Genomic DNA, 14,345 nt, shown 5'->3' with positions numbered 1-14,345 from the left:
TTCATCTTCGCGTCCTCTGGAAGTAATGCTTCGCGCTCGGTTCGACCCGGTCCAGCAATGCCTAACCGTGTCGTAACGTGGTGGAGTTCCGGTTCGACGTCCAGCCATTTCAGCAAGGGACTAAGCCATGAATAACTGGCCCGACGGAGCGCTGACGCGTGAGGACGTGTCCGAGTTCCTCGACGAGACGACACGTTGGCATGTCGAGTGGTGCGCAGGATCGGGACGGGCCGCAACCGAAGGACGGGGCGTATCGCTGCCTGACGGGGTGCTGAACGGCGTCCCTACGCGTGCGAAGCGTCGCAAGTTCGAGCGCGGCGCCCACGACCATCGGACATGGTTCTTCGCCTTCGTCGGCCAGGACGGCAGTTTGACCTTCCACGAGGGGCCATAAGCACTCAGCTGTAGAGCTGGCGACAGGTATCCCCGGCGCTCACCAGCCGTATGACCCAGGCACCCCCTTGAACGGCCCGACCACAGCCCTCGTGACCCAGCCGCCGTAGAAGCCTCCGGGCTGCGGCGTGACGACCTCGCCGTCGACCGTGCACTCGTCCATCTGCTGGGCGTAGACGGCGACGCGGTCCCGGAGCAGCTCGTACCCGGGCGACGGATGCGGGTAGTTCCATCCGCTCGCGGACCGCACCTCGCCTCCGCCGCGCACGTCGAGGTATCGTGCGGTTCCCTTGAACTCGCAGAACGACGAGCCGTCGGCGTCGACCAGCGCGCCGGGCGCGAAGTCCGCGATCGGGAGGTAGTAGACAGGCGGATGGCTGGTCTCGAGCACCCGGACGACGTCTCGGGTGTCGACGATGAGCTGGCTGCCCAGACGGATCGTGACGGGCGCGGCCACGCGCTCGATGCGCGGCGGCCTCGGGTAGTCCCACACGGACTCCTGACCCGGTCCTGGGATCTCGGGGCGGGGTCGGGTCACCTGTTCACTGTACGTCCGCGGTGCTTCACTGGGGTATGGCCGCCTCACCGATGTTCCCGCTCGGATCCGTGCTGTTCCCGTTCGTGGCGATCCCGCTGCGTGTCTTCGAGCCGCGCTATCTCACGTTGGTCGGCCGATTGCTCGACGAGGTCGAACCGGGGTTCGAGTTCGGCGTCGTCCTCATCGAGCGCGGGTCCGAAGCCGGAGGTGGCGACCAGCGCGCCTCGGTCGGGACGATCGCGCATCTTGTGAGCGCCACCGCGGACGCCGACGACCTGTTCATCGTGGGCGTCGGGACCCGGCGGTTCACGGTCGAGGCCTGGCTCGACGACGACCCGTATCCCCGGGCCGAGCTCTCGATGCTGCCCGATCTGGAGTGGTCCGACGCGCTCGAACCCCTGCGGGCCGAGGCCGAAGCGGTCGTCCGCCGCGTGATCGCCCGCGTCGACGAGCCGGAGTCGGATGCAGCGATCGAGCTGTCGGAGGATCCGGTCGCAGCCGTGTGGCAGCTGGCGGCGATCGCCCCGCTGGGCGAGTACGACAGGTACACCCTGCTGAGGTCGACATCGATGGGGGGTCTCCTGCGTCAGGTGATCGATCTGACCCTGGAGGCCGAGGAGCTCTGGGCCGCCGGGGGAGGCATCTGACCACCGCTCACCGCCTCCAGTCCTCCATTCCTCCATTCCCAGCCCTGCCCCTCGAACGAGGGAATACAGATCGTCCGCCCGGGATGCTTAGCTGATTTGATGCGCTCCAACCCGGCCGGCTCGCGCCGGCGCTTCCCGTCCCTCCTTCGCCGATCGTCCGTTGCGGCCGTGACGCTGCTCGTGGCCGGGCTCACGTGGACGGGGACGACCGCCGTTGCGACGCCCACGACGGTGTCGACGCCGTCGGCCGGGCAGCTCGTCGTGCCGGGTGGCGGAGGCAGCCAGCTCGCCATGCTGCCGGACGGGTCGCAGCTGTATGCCACCTCAGCGGCGAGCATCCTCTCGCATGTGGACATGGTCGGCCACCGCGCCCTGGCCTCCGTGCCGATCGACGTCTACCCGTACGACGTCGATGTCACCCCGGATGGACGGATGCTGGTCGTCGCCGACCTGCAGACACGGTGGAACACCGGCCTCGGGACCGCCGGCGCTGTCGTGCTCGTGTCGACTGCCTCCAATTCCGTCGTCAAGGTCCTGCCTGTCCGGGGCGAGGCGCTGACCGTCCGGGTCGCACCCGACGGCCGGACCGCCTGGGCGCTGACGAGCACATCCATCCCTGACACGACGCAGGAGATCTCGACGCTCGTCGGCGTCGACCTCGTGCAGCAGAAGGTGACGACGACGATCGACCTGGGCACGGGCACGGTGATCGGCGCCGACATCGCTTTCGCTCCCGACTCGTCGAAGGTGTACGTGCCGGAGTTCGACACCGCGGGCGCGGTGGGGCGGCTTGCCGTGATCGACATCGCGTCCGGACAGCTGACCTCGACGGCGCCGCTTCAGACGCAGCCCCGCGCCGCGGTGATCACCCAGGATGGCGCGTCGCTGTTCCTCCTGAACCGCCCCGGCGTCGACAGGTCGTCCGCCACGCTCGAGAAGGTCGATCTGGCGACAGGGACCTCCACGGTGATCTCGTTGCCCGGCTCCCAGAACCTGTTCCACCCGATCGGGATCTCGCCCGACGGCTCCTCCGTGTACGTCGGCATGACACAAGCTGTCGACCGGCTCCAGGTCTCCGACAGCACCGTGACGAGCATCAGCCTGCACACCGACGCGACCTCCATCGGCTTCGTGCCCGGAGGCGCCCGCGTCCTCGTCAGCGAGAACAACCGCGAGCTGGCCGTCATCGACGACGCGTCCCGGACCGTCACCGCGCAGGTTCCCGGCGCCGGCGGCGGGCCGATCGCCATCACCCCCGACGGGCACACCGCGTTCGTCATGGGCGGCGGCCGCACCGACACGACCGTGGACGAGCAGGGGTTCGGGATCGTCGACCTCGACTCGGTCGGCTGGGCGCCGACGGTGACGCGCATCTACGGTTCCGACCGGTATCAGACCTCCCTCGCTGCCGCCTCCGCCGCCTACCCGGCGACCGCCCCGGTCGTGTACGTCTCCACCGGGACCGACTTCCCGGATGCCCTGGGCGCCGCGGCCGTCGCCGCCAAGGCGAAGGGCCCGCTCATCCTCACCCCGCCGGGCTTCCTCGCAGCGGGGACGGTCGACAAGATCAAGGCCCTTGCCCCGAAGCGGATCGTCGTCGTCGGCGGCGTCAACGCGGTCGCACCGGCCGTGGTCGACCAGCTCAGCGCGATCGCGCCCGTCACGCGCGCGGCCGGGTCCGACCGGTATGCGACGAACCGCGCGCTGGTGCAGTCCGCCTTCACAGCGCCGGTGCCCAAGGCGTACATCGCCACCGGACGCGGGTTCGCCGACGCCCTGTCCGCCTCGGCCGCCGCGGGCGGCGCCGGAGCGCCGGTGATTCTCGTGGACGGCTCGGCCGCGACCGTCGATCCGGCGACGCTCGAACTGCTGCGCACGCTGGGGACCACATCCTTCACCGTCGTCGGCGGCTCGGACGTGCTGTCGGACGGCATCGCCCAGCAGCTGGCGACGCTCGGCTCGGTGACCCGCCTCGGCGGCGGCGACCGCTACGGGACGTCGTTCCTCGTCGGCCAGGACGCGAACGCCCACCCCGCCTCCGCCTACCTCGCCACCGGCTCCGCGTTCGCGGACGCGCTCTCCGGTGCGGCGCTCGCGGCGAGCACCGGCTCCCCGCTCTACCTGGCCCCTCCGGGGTGCATCCCGCGGATGACGGAGGACGCGCTCGCGGCGGCCGGCACGGCGAAGGTCGGCGTGATCGGCGGCCCGAACGCGCTCGGCCCGTGGGTCGAGTCGCTGTCGATCTGCTGACGCCGGGGCTGCTACGCCGCTCCTCCGGAGGGCCCTCGCATCCTGTCTCGCGCCGCCCGTCACCCCGGTCGTACCATGACCCTGCGCCCACGATGCACCAGGAACGGGGGACGGCACGACGGACGAAACAGGGAACCCGGACGACGATCTCCCGCCGGACGATCGAGTGGACGACCTCGGCCTGCCGCCACCCCTGAACGCCGGCAAGCCGGCCGCGCCCCCCGCCATCAGCTCCAGTTACGGCGAGGAGGTTCCGCGCGATGCCTGAACTCCTCAACCGGTCGCCGGGGGAAGTGCTCGCCGCGATGGGCCGGTCGTTCGGCGCCACCTGGCCGAACCCGTGGTGGCCGAGCGGCAACAGCAACTACGACGACTGCGCGGCCTGCGTCAGCTACTACCTGTTCGGGCTGAACTCGTTCGGCAATCCCTACTACACCTACGTCTCGCAGATCCAGAACTGGGGACGCGACCGCGGCGTCTGGCACGACGGCTCGGCGGGCGTGCAGCCCGGCGACGTGCTGGCGTTCGACTGGGACGGGGACGGCGACCCCGACCACACCGAGATCGTGGTGGCCGTGTCGCCGGGCGGCTCCGTCGTGACCTCGCGCGGCACCAACTCCAATCCCGGCGACGACATGCGCGACCGCACCCGCTCGGCCGGGTACATCCTCAGCTACATCCGGCCGCCCTATCTGCAAGGAGATGAGTTCGACATGGCCTCACTCGACGACCTCAACCGCATCGTCAACGACGCCGTCGCGCGGGCGATCGCCGCGACGGCGAGCGCCACCGCCACGCGCACCAGCGCGATCCGGAGGGAGGGACGCGGGCGGCTCTACTTCTGCGAGGAACCTCCGCCCGGGCTGCCCCAGTTCATCTGCATCTTCTGGGATCGCACGGCCAACAACATCCTCTACGCCAACGGCGGCGAGACGCAGGCCCGGCACTGGAACGAGCTGTACTACCAGACGGCCGACACCGTGGAGCAGGCGAGAAGCGCCGCCGTCGAGCCGGACCGGTTCCGGAAGCTCGTCGATTTCGCACTCGGCCGGGATTCGTCGTTCACGAACCAGTTCGCGGACAACCCCTGAGCGGAGCCGACCGTCAGGGCAGGTCGAGCTCGCGTCGGGACCCGGCGAACCGGTCGGCCAGGAACCGGCCGTTGGCCAGCAGGGCCGAGGCGTCCCGCTCGACCGCCGCATCCCTCATCGTCCGCGCCGCGGACTCGAGGGCGTCGAGCTGCGCGATCAGCGCCTGAGCCGGGGTGAGGCCGCCGGCGAGCGTGTGCTCGGCCGCCCACCCGGCGGGCAGCGCGAGGTAGGCCCGCAACGTGTCGGGGAGGTACACGGTCGCCGCCACGCGCACGATCACCTCGGGCTCGCCGGTCCCGGCCACTCGCGGGAGTGTGTCCGCCAGCAGGGCGCCGATCCGCTCCACGGCCTCCGCCGCCTCCGCGGGGACCCGTCGCCGGACGCGCGCGGCGAGGGTCAGCAGGTCGCGCGAGAGGTTGGCGTCGTCGACGCGGACCTCCGATCCGGGCGCCAGGATCCCGAGCGCCTGCAGCGCGCGCTCCGAATCCGCCGCGTCTTCCGCGGCGCTCACCGCGAGGGCGGTGACGAGCTGGGCGAACGCCGTCAGCCACTGACTGACGGGGACGGTGCGGCTCGACAGCGAGACCGTCCCGTGGAGCTGCTCCACCGTGGCGGTCCAGCGCGGCCCCGGCTCCCACTCCAGCGACAGCGCCTCGGTGGGACCGGACAGGCGCAGGCGGGTGATCGGACCGGGCCGCTGTGCCATCCAGTCGCTCAGCGACCGGGTGCGCTCGACGAGCAGGGCGCGGGATGCGACGTCGGCCGGGAGCGAACGGACGACGCTGTCGATGAGTTCGAGCAGGAGCATCTGGGGGTCGGAGTCGGTCGCCGCCCCGCTCAGTCTGTCGAACTCCATACTCGCGCTCCTGCGACGTGCCGGTCCGGGTGAGACGTTCGTCGGACGCCCCACCCGCTCATCCAAGCACGTCCGGCCGTGTCGCAGAACAGGGCGGATCACCTTCCCGGCGGGCGCCCAGACGGCGCGCGGGGCCGCGGCAGCCCGCGGTCACCAGGACCGTCGCACCGTCGCCTTCCCGCCCGCTACGAGACTCCGCGGCGGCACGTCCTCCGCGACGACCGCGCCTGCCGCGATCACGGAGTCTCGGCCGATCGTGACACCGGGTAGGATCGTGGCGCCCGCGCCGATCCACACGTTCTCCTCCACGTCGATCGGGCCTCCGGTCAGCCAGATGCGGCGGTCCTCGGTGTCGACGGGGTGTCCGACCGTGATGAAGGTCGCCTGGGGCGCGACCATGACGCGCTCGGCCAGGCGGATGCCCGCATAGTCGAGGAACGTGCAGTTCTGGTTGATGAAGACGCGGTCCGCGAGGTCGAGGTTGAGCCCGTGGTCGGTGAAGAACGGCGGGTAGATCGTGGCGCGCGGCGGCAGCGGACGGCCGAGGATGCGCTCGAACAGCTCCGCCTTGCCCGCCTCATCGTCGAAGGGCAGCACGTTGAGGCGGGACGTGAGGGCGGTCACCTCGAGCACGCGCTCGGACATCGCCTGGAACTCGGGACTCTGGATGCGCATCAGCAGGTCGGACACCCGTCGATCCTCGCGCTCCTTCCGGGCCGTGCGCAGCGGACACGCCCGTGCACCGCATCCACTCGTCGCGCTAGGTTGGTGCGGGCGGCGAGCCGCCGCCGAGATCCGGGAGGGCAACATGCCGTACGTCGTCGACTTCGAGAACGTGTCCACCGTCGGGCTGGAGTCGTCCCCGGTCGCCGAGGCGCTCGCGGGGCTGCGGGCGAACGAGGCGCGCTACTTCCGCAACAAGTACGACCACGCCTTCACCGTCGGAACGGCAGAGGAGGAGGCGGACGCCGTCGCGCGCGTCGCCCGGGTGCTCGAGGAGGAGCGCGGCATCGTGATCGCGTCGCCGGCGCTCGAGGCGACACGGTTCCAAGTCGAGGGGATCGACTGGACCTACGTCTTCTACGAGTCCGGCCTGTCGGTGAACCTGCTCTGGACGCTGGAGGATGCGGGCAAGCGCGCCGTCGGGTTCAAGCTCTCCGATGGGATGGACGAGCCCGACGAGCTCTCCGCGTTCAAGTTCGCGCGCCAGCGGTCGAAGCTGGCCGGCACCATCCGCGGGTCCTACTTCGTCGTCAAGGGCGACTACTGACCTCGCGCACGAACCCCTCCACCGACGCGGTGAGCAGTTCGCGCACGTCCGCCGGCCCGAACGCGGAGGCCTTCGCCACCTTCATGCCGTGATCGGCGCCGGGCACCTCCACCACCCGGACGCCCGTCTGCGTGCCGAGTTCGGCCACGAGCTGCTCGGCGCCGCCGAACGGGTCCCGGCCGCCCTGCAGCACGAGGACGGGCACGTCCGGTTCGCGGAGCTCGTCCAGCCGTGACGCGTCCTGTCGGCCCGGCGGGTGCAGCGGGAACGCGAGGCAGACCACGCCGGCGGCACCGGTGGATGCGGCGGTGCGACAGGCGACGCGCGCACCCGCGCTGCGTCCCCCGACGACGAGCGGGAGCCCGTGCGCAAGCTCCCGGACGGCCGGCGCGGTCTCGAGCCACGCCACGTCGAGAGTGGCCGGCCGCGCGGCGACGCGCTTACCCGCGACCCGCCACGGCTGCTCGTAGCGGATCACGGTGATGCCGCGGTCGGGCAGCCGCGACGCCAGCACGGCGAGGTCGGGCGCGTCGATGCCGCCGCCCGCGCCGTGGCCCAGCCAGAGCACGGCGGTGGGCTCCGGGGCGGCGGACACCGTCAGGCGCCCTGGGCCGACCGAGGTGGGGACATCGCACTGCATGTCGACGACGTTACCGAGAACCGGGCGGCCCATGGGCGGATCAGGCCGACGGCGCAGGGCTCGGAGTGCCCGTCGAGGTGGCGTGGAGATGGACGATCTTCTTCGCAGTCACCGTCGTGCCCGACCGCGTGCCGAGCACCCCGATGCGGTCGCCGACGGCGAAGGAGTCGCGAGTGGCAGGGGTCTTCTTCGTGCCGAAGGTGGTCGCCGAGTCGAGCTTGACCGTCGCCGTCTTGCCGGATGCGCTGCGAACAGTCCAGCTGTCCCCGGAGATCGCGGTGATCGTTCCCCGCACGGCGTGCGCCTTCGCGTGCTTGGAAGCGGCAGCCTTGCGAGCGGAAGCTTTCGTGCCGGCGGCGTGGACGGTCGGCTTCATGGGCGCGCTCGCCGTCTGCGTGCTCGCGACGGCCGCGGAGACGCCCCACGCCGTGCCTCCGGCGACGACGATGACCGCGAGCACCGCGGCGACGATCGCGACGGCCACAGCGTGCCGCCGCACGAACGGTTCGGGTGCGGCGGGTTGGGCAGGCGGCGCCGAGGGGACGGCAGCGCCGGGGGCGCTCACGGTGTCGTACGGGCGCGTCTCGTCGGACGCGAGAGGGGTGGGGATGTCGTTGTCGCTCATGACGCCAGCGTCCCAGGGACGTGTCAGCGCTCCGCTCGGGGAATGTTCGAGGAAGGTAAGGAGACGTCGAAGGAGGCGCCGCCCTCGGGCGCCGCGCCCACCCCGATGGTCCCGCCGAGCCGCCCGACCAGGCGGCGGGCGATCGACAGTCCGAGCCCGGTGCCGACCGAGCGCACCTCCCGGTACCGATCGCGCAGTTCGCCGCGCTCGAACGCGACCTCCGCATCCTGCTCGGTCAGCCCCGGCCCGCCGTCACGCACCGAGAGCCGGACGCCGCCGCCCGGCGCCGGCGAAGCCGCCACCACGATCGGGGACCCGGAGGGGGTGGCGCGCAGTGCGTTCTCGATCAGTCCGTCGAGCACTTGCCGCAGGCGCATCCCGTCGGTCACCACGGTCGGGATGCCCGGAGCGAGCTCTGCGCGGAGAGGCACGTCGACGCGTCCGGCCGCTCCCTGCCAGGCATCAACGGCGGCGATCACCGTCGAACCCGGGTCGACGGGCTGCGGGTCGAGGCGGAAGTCGTCGGCTTCAAGGCGCGCCAGCTCCAGCAGGTCGTCGAGGAACCGGCGGAGCCGCTCCGACTCCTCGGCGAGCGTGCGGCCGACGCGCATCCGATCGTCCGGGGCCACCATGCCGTCCCCCAGGGCCTCGGCGTACCCGCGGATCGCGGTGAGCGGCGTGCGGATCTCGTGGGACACCGACAGCAGGAACTCGCGCTGCCGCTCCTCGCTCACCGTGAGCGCTCCATCCAGCCCGCGTAGAGCGTGCGCGATGTCGTCGATCTCGGCGATCGACTCGTCCCGGATCGGCACGCCCCGGCCGCCTGCGGCGAGGGCTCGCGCGCTCCCCGCGATACGGGTGAGGGGGCGCCCGAGGCGGCGCGCGAGCAGCACCCCGCTGACGACGGCCACGACGAGGCCGCCGGCGAGAGCGAGGAGCAGCCAGCGGGTCAGCTCCGCATCGGCCGCGGCGATGTCGGCCACTTTCCGCACGCCGACGACGCCTCCACCGTCCGCCGCCGGGATGCCGACGTAGACGGCGTCGTGCCCGGCGAGCGTCGTCGAACCGGAGACCGACCGTCCGCGTGTCAGGTCGCGCACAGCACTCGCGGGCACCGCGGCCCGCGCCGGACCCGAGAGGGTGCCGTCCGCATCCACCACGGCGAACCGGTCGCCGAGCACCGCCAGCCGCGCTGCACCGAGCCGCACGCCGGACGCCCGGACGGCGACGAGGGCCGTCGCCTGCGCCTTGAGCTGCTGCCGCGCCTGGCTCTCGGCCACCGACTGCACGACCTGGACGGCGAGCAACGCGGTCACCAGCACAGCGATCACCCCGACCGCGACGGTCCCGACCATGATCCGGCCGGCGAGGGAGGCGCTCCAGCGCCGGGCGCAGGGGAGCGGCGGCGTGCGAGCGGCGTCAGTCATCGGCCCCGGCGGCGCTGTAGCCGACGCCGCGTGCCGTGCGGATGATCCAGGAGGCGTCGCCGAGCTTGGTGCGCAGCTGCGCGACATGCACGTCCACGGTGCGGCTGCTGCTGTAGTCGGCGACGCCCCAGACCGAGGAGAGCAGCTGCTCGCGGGTGAACACCCTCCCGGGCTGCGACATCAGGTGCTCCAGCAGATCGAACTCGGTGGCGGTCAGCTCCACCCGCGCGCCCCCGGCCTCCACGCGCCGGCGTGCCGGGTCCAGGCTCACCGGACCGATCCGGCGGGCCTCGGCGCCAGGGGAGCCGGCCGCACGACGGATCAGGCCGCGGATGCGCGCCACCAGCTCGCGCGGCGAGAACGGCTTGGTCACGTAATCGTCGGCGCCCAGCTCCAGGCCCAGGATGCGGTCCACCTCGTCATCGCGCGCCGTCACGAACACCACCGGCGTCCAGTCGCCCCGGGCCCGGAGCCGTCGGCAGACCTCGACGCCGTCCATTCCCGGGACGCCGATGTCGAGCACGATGGCCGCGGGGCGCAGGCGGGACACCGACTCGAGTGCGCGGGACCCATCGCGCTCGACATGAACGCCGAATCCGGCATCGGCCAGATACATCCGCTCCAGCTCGGCGATCGCCGGCTCGTCCTCGACCACCAGCACGAGGCCCCTGTCATCGCCCACGTTCCCATCTTGGCGGGCGCGTGCCTCCGGCGCGGCCGTCCGGCAGCGTCCTTACCGTTTCTTTACATGGCCTTCTCACGATTCGAACCGCGGGCGGCGGTCCACCGGACGAACCCCGCTCTTGCTTCCGGCGGTCGCCGGGCGGACCATGGAAGTGGCGAAGCGGGCGCCACGGGTCACGGATGGGGTTGATCGGTATGGTCGCGGACGCACAGGTGTGCGCGGAGTGCGGGTGGCCGCTCTCCGCCGAGCGAAGACTGGCGCGGACGTCGAGCGGGTCGTGGACGGTGGTGGCGCTCCCGGTGGGCTGCACGAATCCACTGTGCCGCGAGGCATCGACGTCGAGCGCAGCGCGACGGCGCGGCACCGTGCCGCCGGGCGGGACGGCGCTCGTCGCCTGAACTCACGCCGCCGCGGGCTGCTCCGCGCGCGGACTGCGCGGCCGGACGAACACCAGCAGCGCGAGATGCACCACGGCCAGCGCCGTCGCCACGGTGACCGCCGTGAGCCAGCTGGACGCCGTCGTCCCGCCGCTGAACAGCAGGCCGAGGACCGTCGTCGCCACGATGGCGCCCACGTACCTCGACGTCTGGAAGATGCCCGCCGCGACGCCGCTGTCCTCCGGTCGCGCCGACGAGTAGAGCGCCTGGTTCATCGCGATGCTGACCACGCAGTAGGGGATGCCGAGCGCTGCGGTCAGCAGCAGCACCGCCCACGGCGCCGGCGTGATCGCGGCGACCGCGAGCAGGGCCGCGCCGGCCACGAGCGCGACCGCGCCCGAGAGCAGGGTCGGCCGCAGCCCGATCGACTCGATCGCCCGCGCCGCCAGCGGCGTCACGACGATGGTGACCGCCGCCAGCGGGAACATCAGCAGACCGGCGGCCCCCGCCGAGTAACCGTCGTGCGTCTGCAGGTACTGGGGGAGGCCGAAGAACGCCGAGTAGTAGACCACGTTGAAGATGGCGAAGCACAGGTAGACCATGAGCAGCCGCCGGTTCGCCGCCAGCAGTCGCAGGTCGAGGAACGGATGCGTGCTGCGGAGTTCCCGCCAGACGAACAGCCCGGCCGCGACGACGCACACCGGGAGCAGCCACCACAGCGGCTGCGGGTGCAGGTCGAGCAGGAACACCAGCAGCGACGTCAGCGTGGCGACGAACAGCAGGATGCCCGGGATGTCCGACTCGGCGAGCGTCCGGCTGAGCGGCGTCCGCGCGCGCTCGGCGTCACGCGGGGCGAACAGCTGTACGCCGACGAAGGTGAGCGCGGCCAGCGGCACGTTCACCCAGAAGATCGCCTGCCAGCCGAGGAAGGTGACCAGCGCTCCGCCCAGCACCGGCCCGATCGCGGCACCCGACGTGTTGGCGATCTGGATGCGCCCGAGCAGGCGCGGCGTCCCGACACCGGACTGCGCGGCGAGGGGACGCAGCATCGCGATCGCCGACGGGAACGCCGTCGCCGTGCCGATGGCCAGCGCGACACGGCCCGCGCACACCGCGGCGAACGACCCCGAGAACGGCGTGACGGCGCACGCGAGCGCGACCACGACCATCCCGAACAGGAACAGGCGGCGCGGACCGAACCGGTCCGCGAGGCGACCCATCAGCGGCTGCCCTGCCGCTGAGGCGAGATAGAACGAGGTGATCACCCAGGTGACCGCTGTCACATCCACACCGAAGTCGTGCTGCAGCGGCACCAGCGCCACGGCGATCATGGAGGAGTTGAGCGGGTTCAGGAGCGTGCCGAGGCTGAGCGCGGTCACCGCCCAGCCGGTGCGCGGGCGGGCGCGGTCGTCGGAGGGTGTCACTCCGTCAACGCTACTCGCGGGCGGGTGGCGCCCCGGTCAGTCCTCGAGGTCCTTCGTCGTGACGGGAACGGTGGAGCGGTAGGGGTAGGCCGGCATGGAGGAGAACTGCTCCTCGTCCGCCAGCTCGTACACGTCGTAGGCGAGGGCGCCGGCGAACGTGGTGGCGACGCGGATCTCCCCGGGCGGGCATCCGCCGATCAGGGGAACGACCACGACGCTGTCGAGGGTCCGGCCGTCCTCGTAGAGGAGGGCCGCTTTGATGGTTCGCGTGAGAGCGTCCATGACCGGACTGTACGGCGGCGCGCGCAGTAATGCCTTGACGGCGCGCGGCTGTTTCGAGAAAGTGATCTCGACAGGAAGGACCCCCGTGGGAACCTTGATCTACGACGGTGCGGACGGTTTCACGTTCGACGATCGCGTGCTCGCGCACCTGCAGGCGGTGATCCAGTCGAAGCTGCGCCGCCGCGAGGGTTTCCTGCTGATCTGGACCGACCGCACTGCCAGCCCGCAGGGCGTGCTCCGGTCGATCTGGCTCGACCCGTCGATCTCGGTCCAGTTCGTGTTCGCCGGGACGGAGCTGCCCGAGCTCAACCGCGACTGGCTCACCATCCTGAGCGAGCGCGCCAACAGCAACGTCGGGCTGGTGCTGGAGGACGCCCTCCGCGCCGAGATCCGCGAGGAGGTGCCGGCCGGCAGCTACCGCGAGAGCAAGGCGAAGCAGGGCAGGCGGCACGAGGTCGGGTGACGTGGGCAGACTGATCTACGGCACGCAGGCGCAGGAGTACGAGTTCGACGACCGCACCCTGGCGCATGTGAAGATCGCCCTCGTCACCAAGCTTCGGCGCCACGAGAGCTTCCTGCTGAACTGGCAGATCGCGGCCGAACTGGGCGGCGGGCGCATGAGCCTCTGGATCAGCCGCGAGATCCCGCTGGCCTTCGTTTTCACGGAGACGCACCCGCCGAAGCTCAACGAGCGGTGGATGGAGGCGCTGCTGCACACGAGCCAGCGCACCGGAGGCATGGAGCTGATCTCGGAGCGCGAGGCCGAGGGGCTGGCCGGGCGCGACTGACCCGCGAAGATTTGTGCCAAATAGTGGTTTTGGCGCTGCCATAACCGCGATTTGGCACAAATCTTCGACCGCGAGGGGACGCGGGCGCCCGCGCTAGGGGAGCAGCGCGAGCTTGCCGCCGGGGTGGCCCTGCTTCAGGAACGCCAGCGCGTCGGGGGCCTCGGCGAGGGGGTAGGTGCGCGCGACCGGGACCTGCAGGCGGCCGCTGCCCGCGAGCTCCAGCAGGTGGGCGCGGACGGAGTCGCGGTAGGCCTGGCTCTCGGGCTGCGCGCCGAACACGGCGTGGAAGCCCTCCTTCTCGGCCCGCTGCGCGGCGACGATCGTCACGATGCGGATGCGGTCGGGGACGAGCTCGAGGGACACGTCGATCGCCTCCTCGGTTCCGACGGTGTCGAGCGCCGCGGCGATCGGACCTTGCGCGGCCTCGGTCACCCGCTCGGCGAGGCCCGCGCCGTAGGCGACCGGGAGCCCGCCGAAGCGGCGCACCCGCGCGAAGCTGGCCTCGCTCGCGGTGCCGATCACCCGTGCGCCGATCTCGGCGGCCTGCTGCAGGATGCTCACCCCGACCGCGCCGGACGCGCCGTGCACGAGGATGGTCTCGCCCGCACGCACATCCGTCACGTGCAGCATCTGGGAGGCGGTGGTGCCCACGAGGAGGAGGTTCGCGGCCTCCTCGTCGGCCAGGCGCGGCGGCTTGGCGAAGACGTCCTTCGCGGGGACGGTCACCTCGGTGGCGTACCCGCCCTGGATGCGGAACGCCACCACCGGGTCGCCGACCGAGCCGCCGCCGGAGGCGAGCTCGGTGTCCGGACCGAGGGCCGACACCACGCCGGCGACCTCGTAGCCGATCGGCACCGGCAGGTCGAGTCCCGGCCGCGGCTGGGACACGTGCTTGTAGTCAGCGGGATTGACGCCCGCGGCCGTCACCCGGATGGTCACCTCGCCGGGCCCAGGATCGGGCACCGGCACCTCCGCGAACTCCCAGGTCTCCGGTCCGCCCCACTGCGTTGCTGTCCACTGTCGCGCTGTCCGCTCGCTTGCCATGGACCGCA

The 14,345-nt window shown here is 71.7% G+C and carries 17 protein-coding genes; 7 read left to right on the top strand and 10 right to left on the bottom strand.

Features of this window, described 5'->3' with window-relative positions; translation table 11 throughout:
* Positions 1–127 precede the first annotated feature (127 nt).
* Entirely contained in the window at positions 128–394 is a 267-nt protein-coding gene (locus tag J2W45_RS07000) for a hypothetical protein (RefSeq protein ID WP_310130178.1), read from the top strand.
* A gap of 39 nt (positions 395–433) precedes the next feature.
* On the opposite strand, the gene J2W45_RS06995 is transcribed toward J2W45_RS07000, so the two are convergent.
* Entirely contained in the window at positions 434–931 is a 498-nt protein-coding gene (locus J2W45_RS06995) for a DUF427 domain-containing protein (protein ID WP_310130175.1), read from the bottom strand.
* 35 nt (positions 932–966) lie between these two features.
* Here J2W45_RS06995 and J2W45_RS06990 point away from each other — a divergent pair, with 35 nt between their 5' ends.
* From J2W45_RS06990 to J2W45_RS06980, 3 genes are all read left to right on the top strand, one after another.
* On the top strand, positions 967–1,578 hold the full coding sequence (locus J2W45_RS06990; RefSeq protein WP_310130172.1) for an LON peptidase substrate-binding domain-containing protein: 612 nt from the start codon (positions 967–969) through the stop codon (positions 1,576–1,578).
* Positions 1,579–1,746: 168 nt separating this feature from the next.
* Positions 1,747–3,828, top strand: a complete 2,082-nt coding sequence (locus J2W45_RS06985) for a cell wall-binding repeat-containing protein (protein WP_310130168.1) — start codon at positions 1,747–1,749, stop codon at positions 3,826–3,828.
* Between the two features lie 260 nt (positions 3,829–4,088).
* The gene (locus tag J2W45_RS06980; RefSeq protein WP_310130165.1) at positions 4,089–4,919 is read left to right on the top strand and encodes a CHAP domain-containing protein; all 831 of its coding nucleotides are present in this window, start codon (positions 4,089–4,091) and stop codon (positions 4,917–4,919) included.
* 13 nt (positions 4,920–4,932) lie between these two features.
* On the opposite strand, the gene J2W45_RS06975 is transcribed toward J2W45_RS06980, so the two are convergent.
* On the bottom strand, positions 4,933–5,775 hold the full coding sequence (locus J2W45_RS06975) for a hypothetical protein (protein ID WP_310130162.1): 843 nt from the start codon (positions 5,773–5,775) through the stop codon (positions 4,933–4,935).
* A gap of 150 nt (positions 5,776–5,925) precedes the next feature.
* The gene (locus J2W45_RS06970; RefSeq protein WP_310130160.1) at positions 5,926–6,465 is read right to left on the bottom strand and encodes a sugar O-acetyltransferase; all 540 of its coding nucleotides are present in this window, start codon (positions 6,463–6,465) and stop codon (positions 5,926–5,928) included.
* 118 nt (positions 6,466–6,583) lie between these two features.
* Here J2W45_RS06970 and J2W45_RS06965 point away from each other — a divergent pair, with 118 nt between their 5' ends.
* Entirely contained in the window at positions 6,584–7,045 is a 462-nt protein-coding gene (locus J2W45_RS06965) for a phage tail protein (protein ID WP_310130157.1), read from the top strand.
* Here the strand turns inward: J2W45_RS06965 and J2W45_RS06960 are convergent.
* The 6 genes from J2W45_RS06960 to J2W45_RS06935 all read right to left on the bottom strand — a co-directional run bounded on the left by J2W45_RS06960 (position 7,029) and on the right by J2W45_RS06935 (position 12,505).
* Positions 7,029–7,685, bottom strand: a complete 657-nt coding sequence (locus tag J2W45_RS06960; RefSeq protein ID WP_310130156.1) for an alpha/beta hydrolase family protein — start codon at positions 7,683–7,685, stop codon at positions 7,029–7,031. The genes J2W45_RS06965 and J2W45_RS06960 overlap by 17 nt on opposite strands.
* Before the next feature lie 40 nt (positions 7,686–7,725).
* Positions 7,726–8,310 (bottom strand): DUF5666 domain-containing protein, encoded by a 585-nt coding sequence (locus J2W45_RS06955; RefSeq protein WP_310130153.1) that lies wholly within the window; start codon positions 8,308–8,310, stop codon positions 7,726–7,728.
* 23 nt (positions 8,311–8,333) lie between these two features.
* Positions 8,334–9,737: a HAMP domain-containing sensor histidine kinase gene (locus J2W45_RS06950; protein ID WP_310130152.1), complete on the bottom strand. Its 1,404-nt coding sequence runs from the start codon at positions 9,735–9,737 to the stop codon at positions 8,334–8,336.
* Entirely contained in the window at positions 9,730–10,419 is a 690-nt protein-coding gene (locus J2W45_RS06945) for a response regulator transcription factor (RefSeq protein ID WP_310130149.1), read from the bottom strand. Before J2W45_RS06945 ends, J2W45_RS06950 begins: the two co-directional genes overlap by 8 nt.
* Before the next feature lie 403 nt (positions 10,420–10,822).
* Entirely contained in the window at positions 10,823–12,223 is a 1,401-nt protein-coding gene (locus J2W45_RS06940; RefSeq protein ID WP_310130147.1) for an MFS transporter, read from the bottom strand.
* Between the two features lie 36 nt (positions 12,224–12,259).
* Positions 12,260–12,505 carry a hypothetical protein gene (locus J2W45_RS06935; protein ID WP_310130144.1) on the bottom strand — a complete coding sequence of 82 codons (246 nt, stop codon included), beginning with the start codon at positions 12,503–12,505 and terminating at the stop codon, positions 12,260–12,262.
* 85 nt (positions 12,506–12,590) lie between these two features.
* Between J2W45_RS06935 and J2W45_RS06930 the strand changes: the two genes are divergently transcribed.
* Both J2W45_RS06930 and J2W45_RS06925 read left to right on the top strand, forming a co-directional pair.
* Positions 12,591–12,968 carry a DUF7882 family protein gene (locus J2W45_RS06930; RefSeq protein ID WP_310130142.1) on the top strand — a complete coding sequence of 126 codons (378 nt, stop codon included), beginning with the start codon at positions 12,591–12,593 and terminating at the stop codon, positions 12,966–12,968.
* Between the two features lies 1 nt (position 12,969).
* Positions 12,970–13,293 carry a DUF7882 family protein gene (locus J2W45_RS06925; protein WP_310130139.1) on the top strand — a complete coding sequence of 108 codons (324 nt, stop codon included), beginning with the start codon at positions 12,970–12,972 and terminating at the stop codon, positions 13,291–13,293.
* Between the two features lie 93 nt (positions 13,294–13,386).
* On the opposite strand, the gene J2W45_RS06920 is transcribed toward J2W45_RS06925, so the two are convergent.
* The gene (locus J2W45_RS06920) at positions 13,387–14,337 is read right to left on the bottom strand and encodes an NADP-dependent oxidoreductase (protein WP_310130137.1); all 951 of its coding nucleotides are present in this window, start codon (positions 14,335–14,337) and stop codon (positions 13,387–13,389) included.
* Between the last annotated feature and the right edge of the window lie 8 nt (positions 14,338–14,345).

The sequence above is a fragment of the Leifsonia shinshuensis genome (assembly GCF_031456835.1).
GTDB classification, from domain to species: Bacteria; Actinomycetota; Actinomycetes; order Actinomycetales; family Microbacteriaceae; genus Leifsonia; species Leifsonia shinshuensis_C.
The sequence above is the reverse complement of the archived record's forward strand: the minus strand, read 5'-3'. Positions and strand labels throughout refer to the sequence as shown.

What these genes read in the sequence shown, in the direction of transcription:
- J2W45_RS07000 (WP_310130178.1), top strand. Translation starts at nt 128, where the DNA reads ATGAATAACTGGCCCGACGGAGCGCTGACGCGTGAGGACGTGTCCGAG.
- J2W45_RS06990 (WP_310130172.1), top strand. Translation starts at nt 967, where the DNA reads ATGGCCGCCTCACCGATGTTCCCGCTCGGATCCGTGCTGTTCCCGTTC.
- J2W45_RS06980 (WP_310130165.1), top strand. Translation starts at nt 4,089, where the DNA reads ATGCCTGAACTCCTCAACCGGTCGCCGGGGGAAGTGCTCGCCGCGATG.
- J2W45_RS06975 (WP_310130162.1), bottom strand. Translation starts at nt 5,775, where the DNA reads ATGGAGTTCGACAGACTGAGCGGGGCGGCGACCGACTCCGACCCCCAG.
- J2W45_RS06965 (WP_310130157.1), top strand. Translation starts at nt 6,584, where the DNA reads ATGCCGTACGTCGTCGACTTCGAGAACGTGTCCACCGTCGGGCTGGAG.
- J2W45_RS06960 (WP_310130156.1), bottom strand. Translation starts at nt 7,685, where the DNA reads ATGCAGTGCGATGTCCCCACCTCGGTCGGCCCAGGGCGCCTGACGGTG.
- J2W45_RS06955 (WP_310130153.1), bottom strand. Translation starts at nt 8,310, where the DNA reads ATGAGCGACAACGACATCCCCACCCCTCTCGCGTCCGACGAGACGCGC.
- J2W45_RS06950 (WP_310130152.1), bottom strand. Translation starts at nt 9,737, where the DNA reads ATGACTGACGCCGCTCGCACGCCGCCGCTCCCCTGCGCCCGGCGCTGG.
- J2W45_RS06935 (WP_310130144.1), bottom strand. Translation starts at nt 12,505, where the DNA reads ATGGACGCTCTCACGCGAACCATCAAAGCGGCCCTCCTCTACGAGGAC.
- J2W45_RS06920 (WP_310130137.1), bottom strand. Translation starts at nt 14,337, where the DNA reads ATGGCAAGCGAGCGGACAGCGCGACAGTGGACAGCAACGCAGTGGGGC.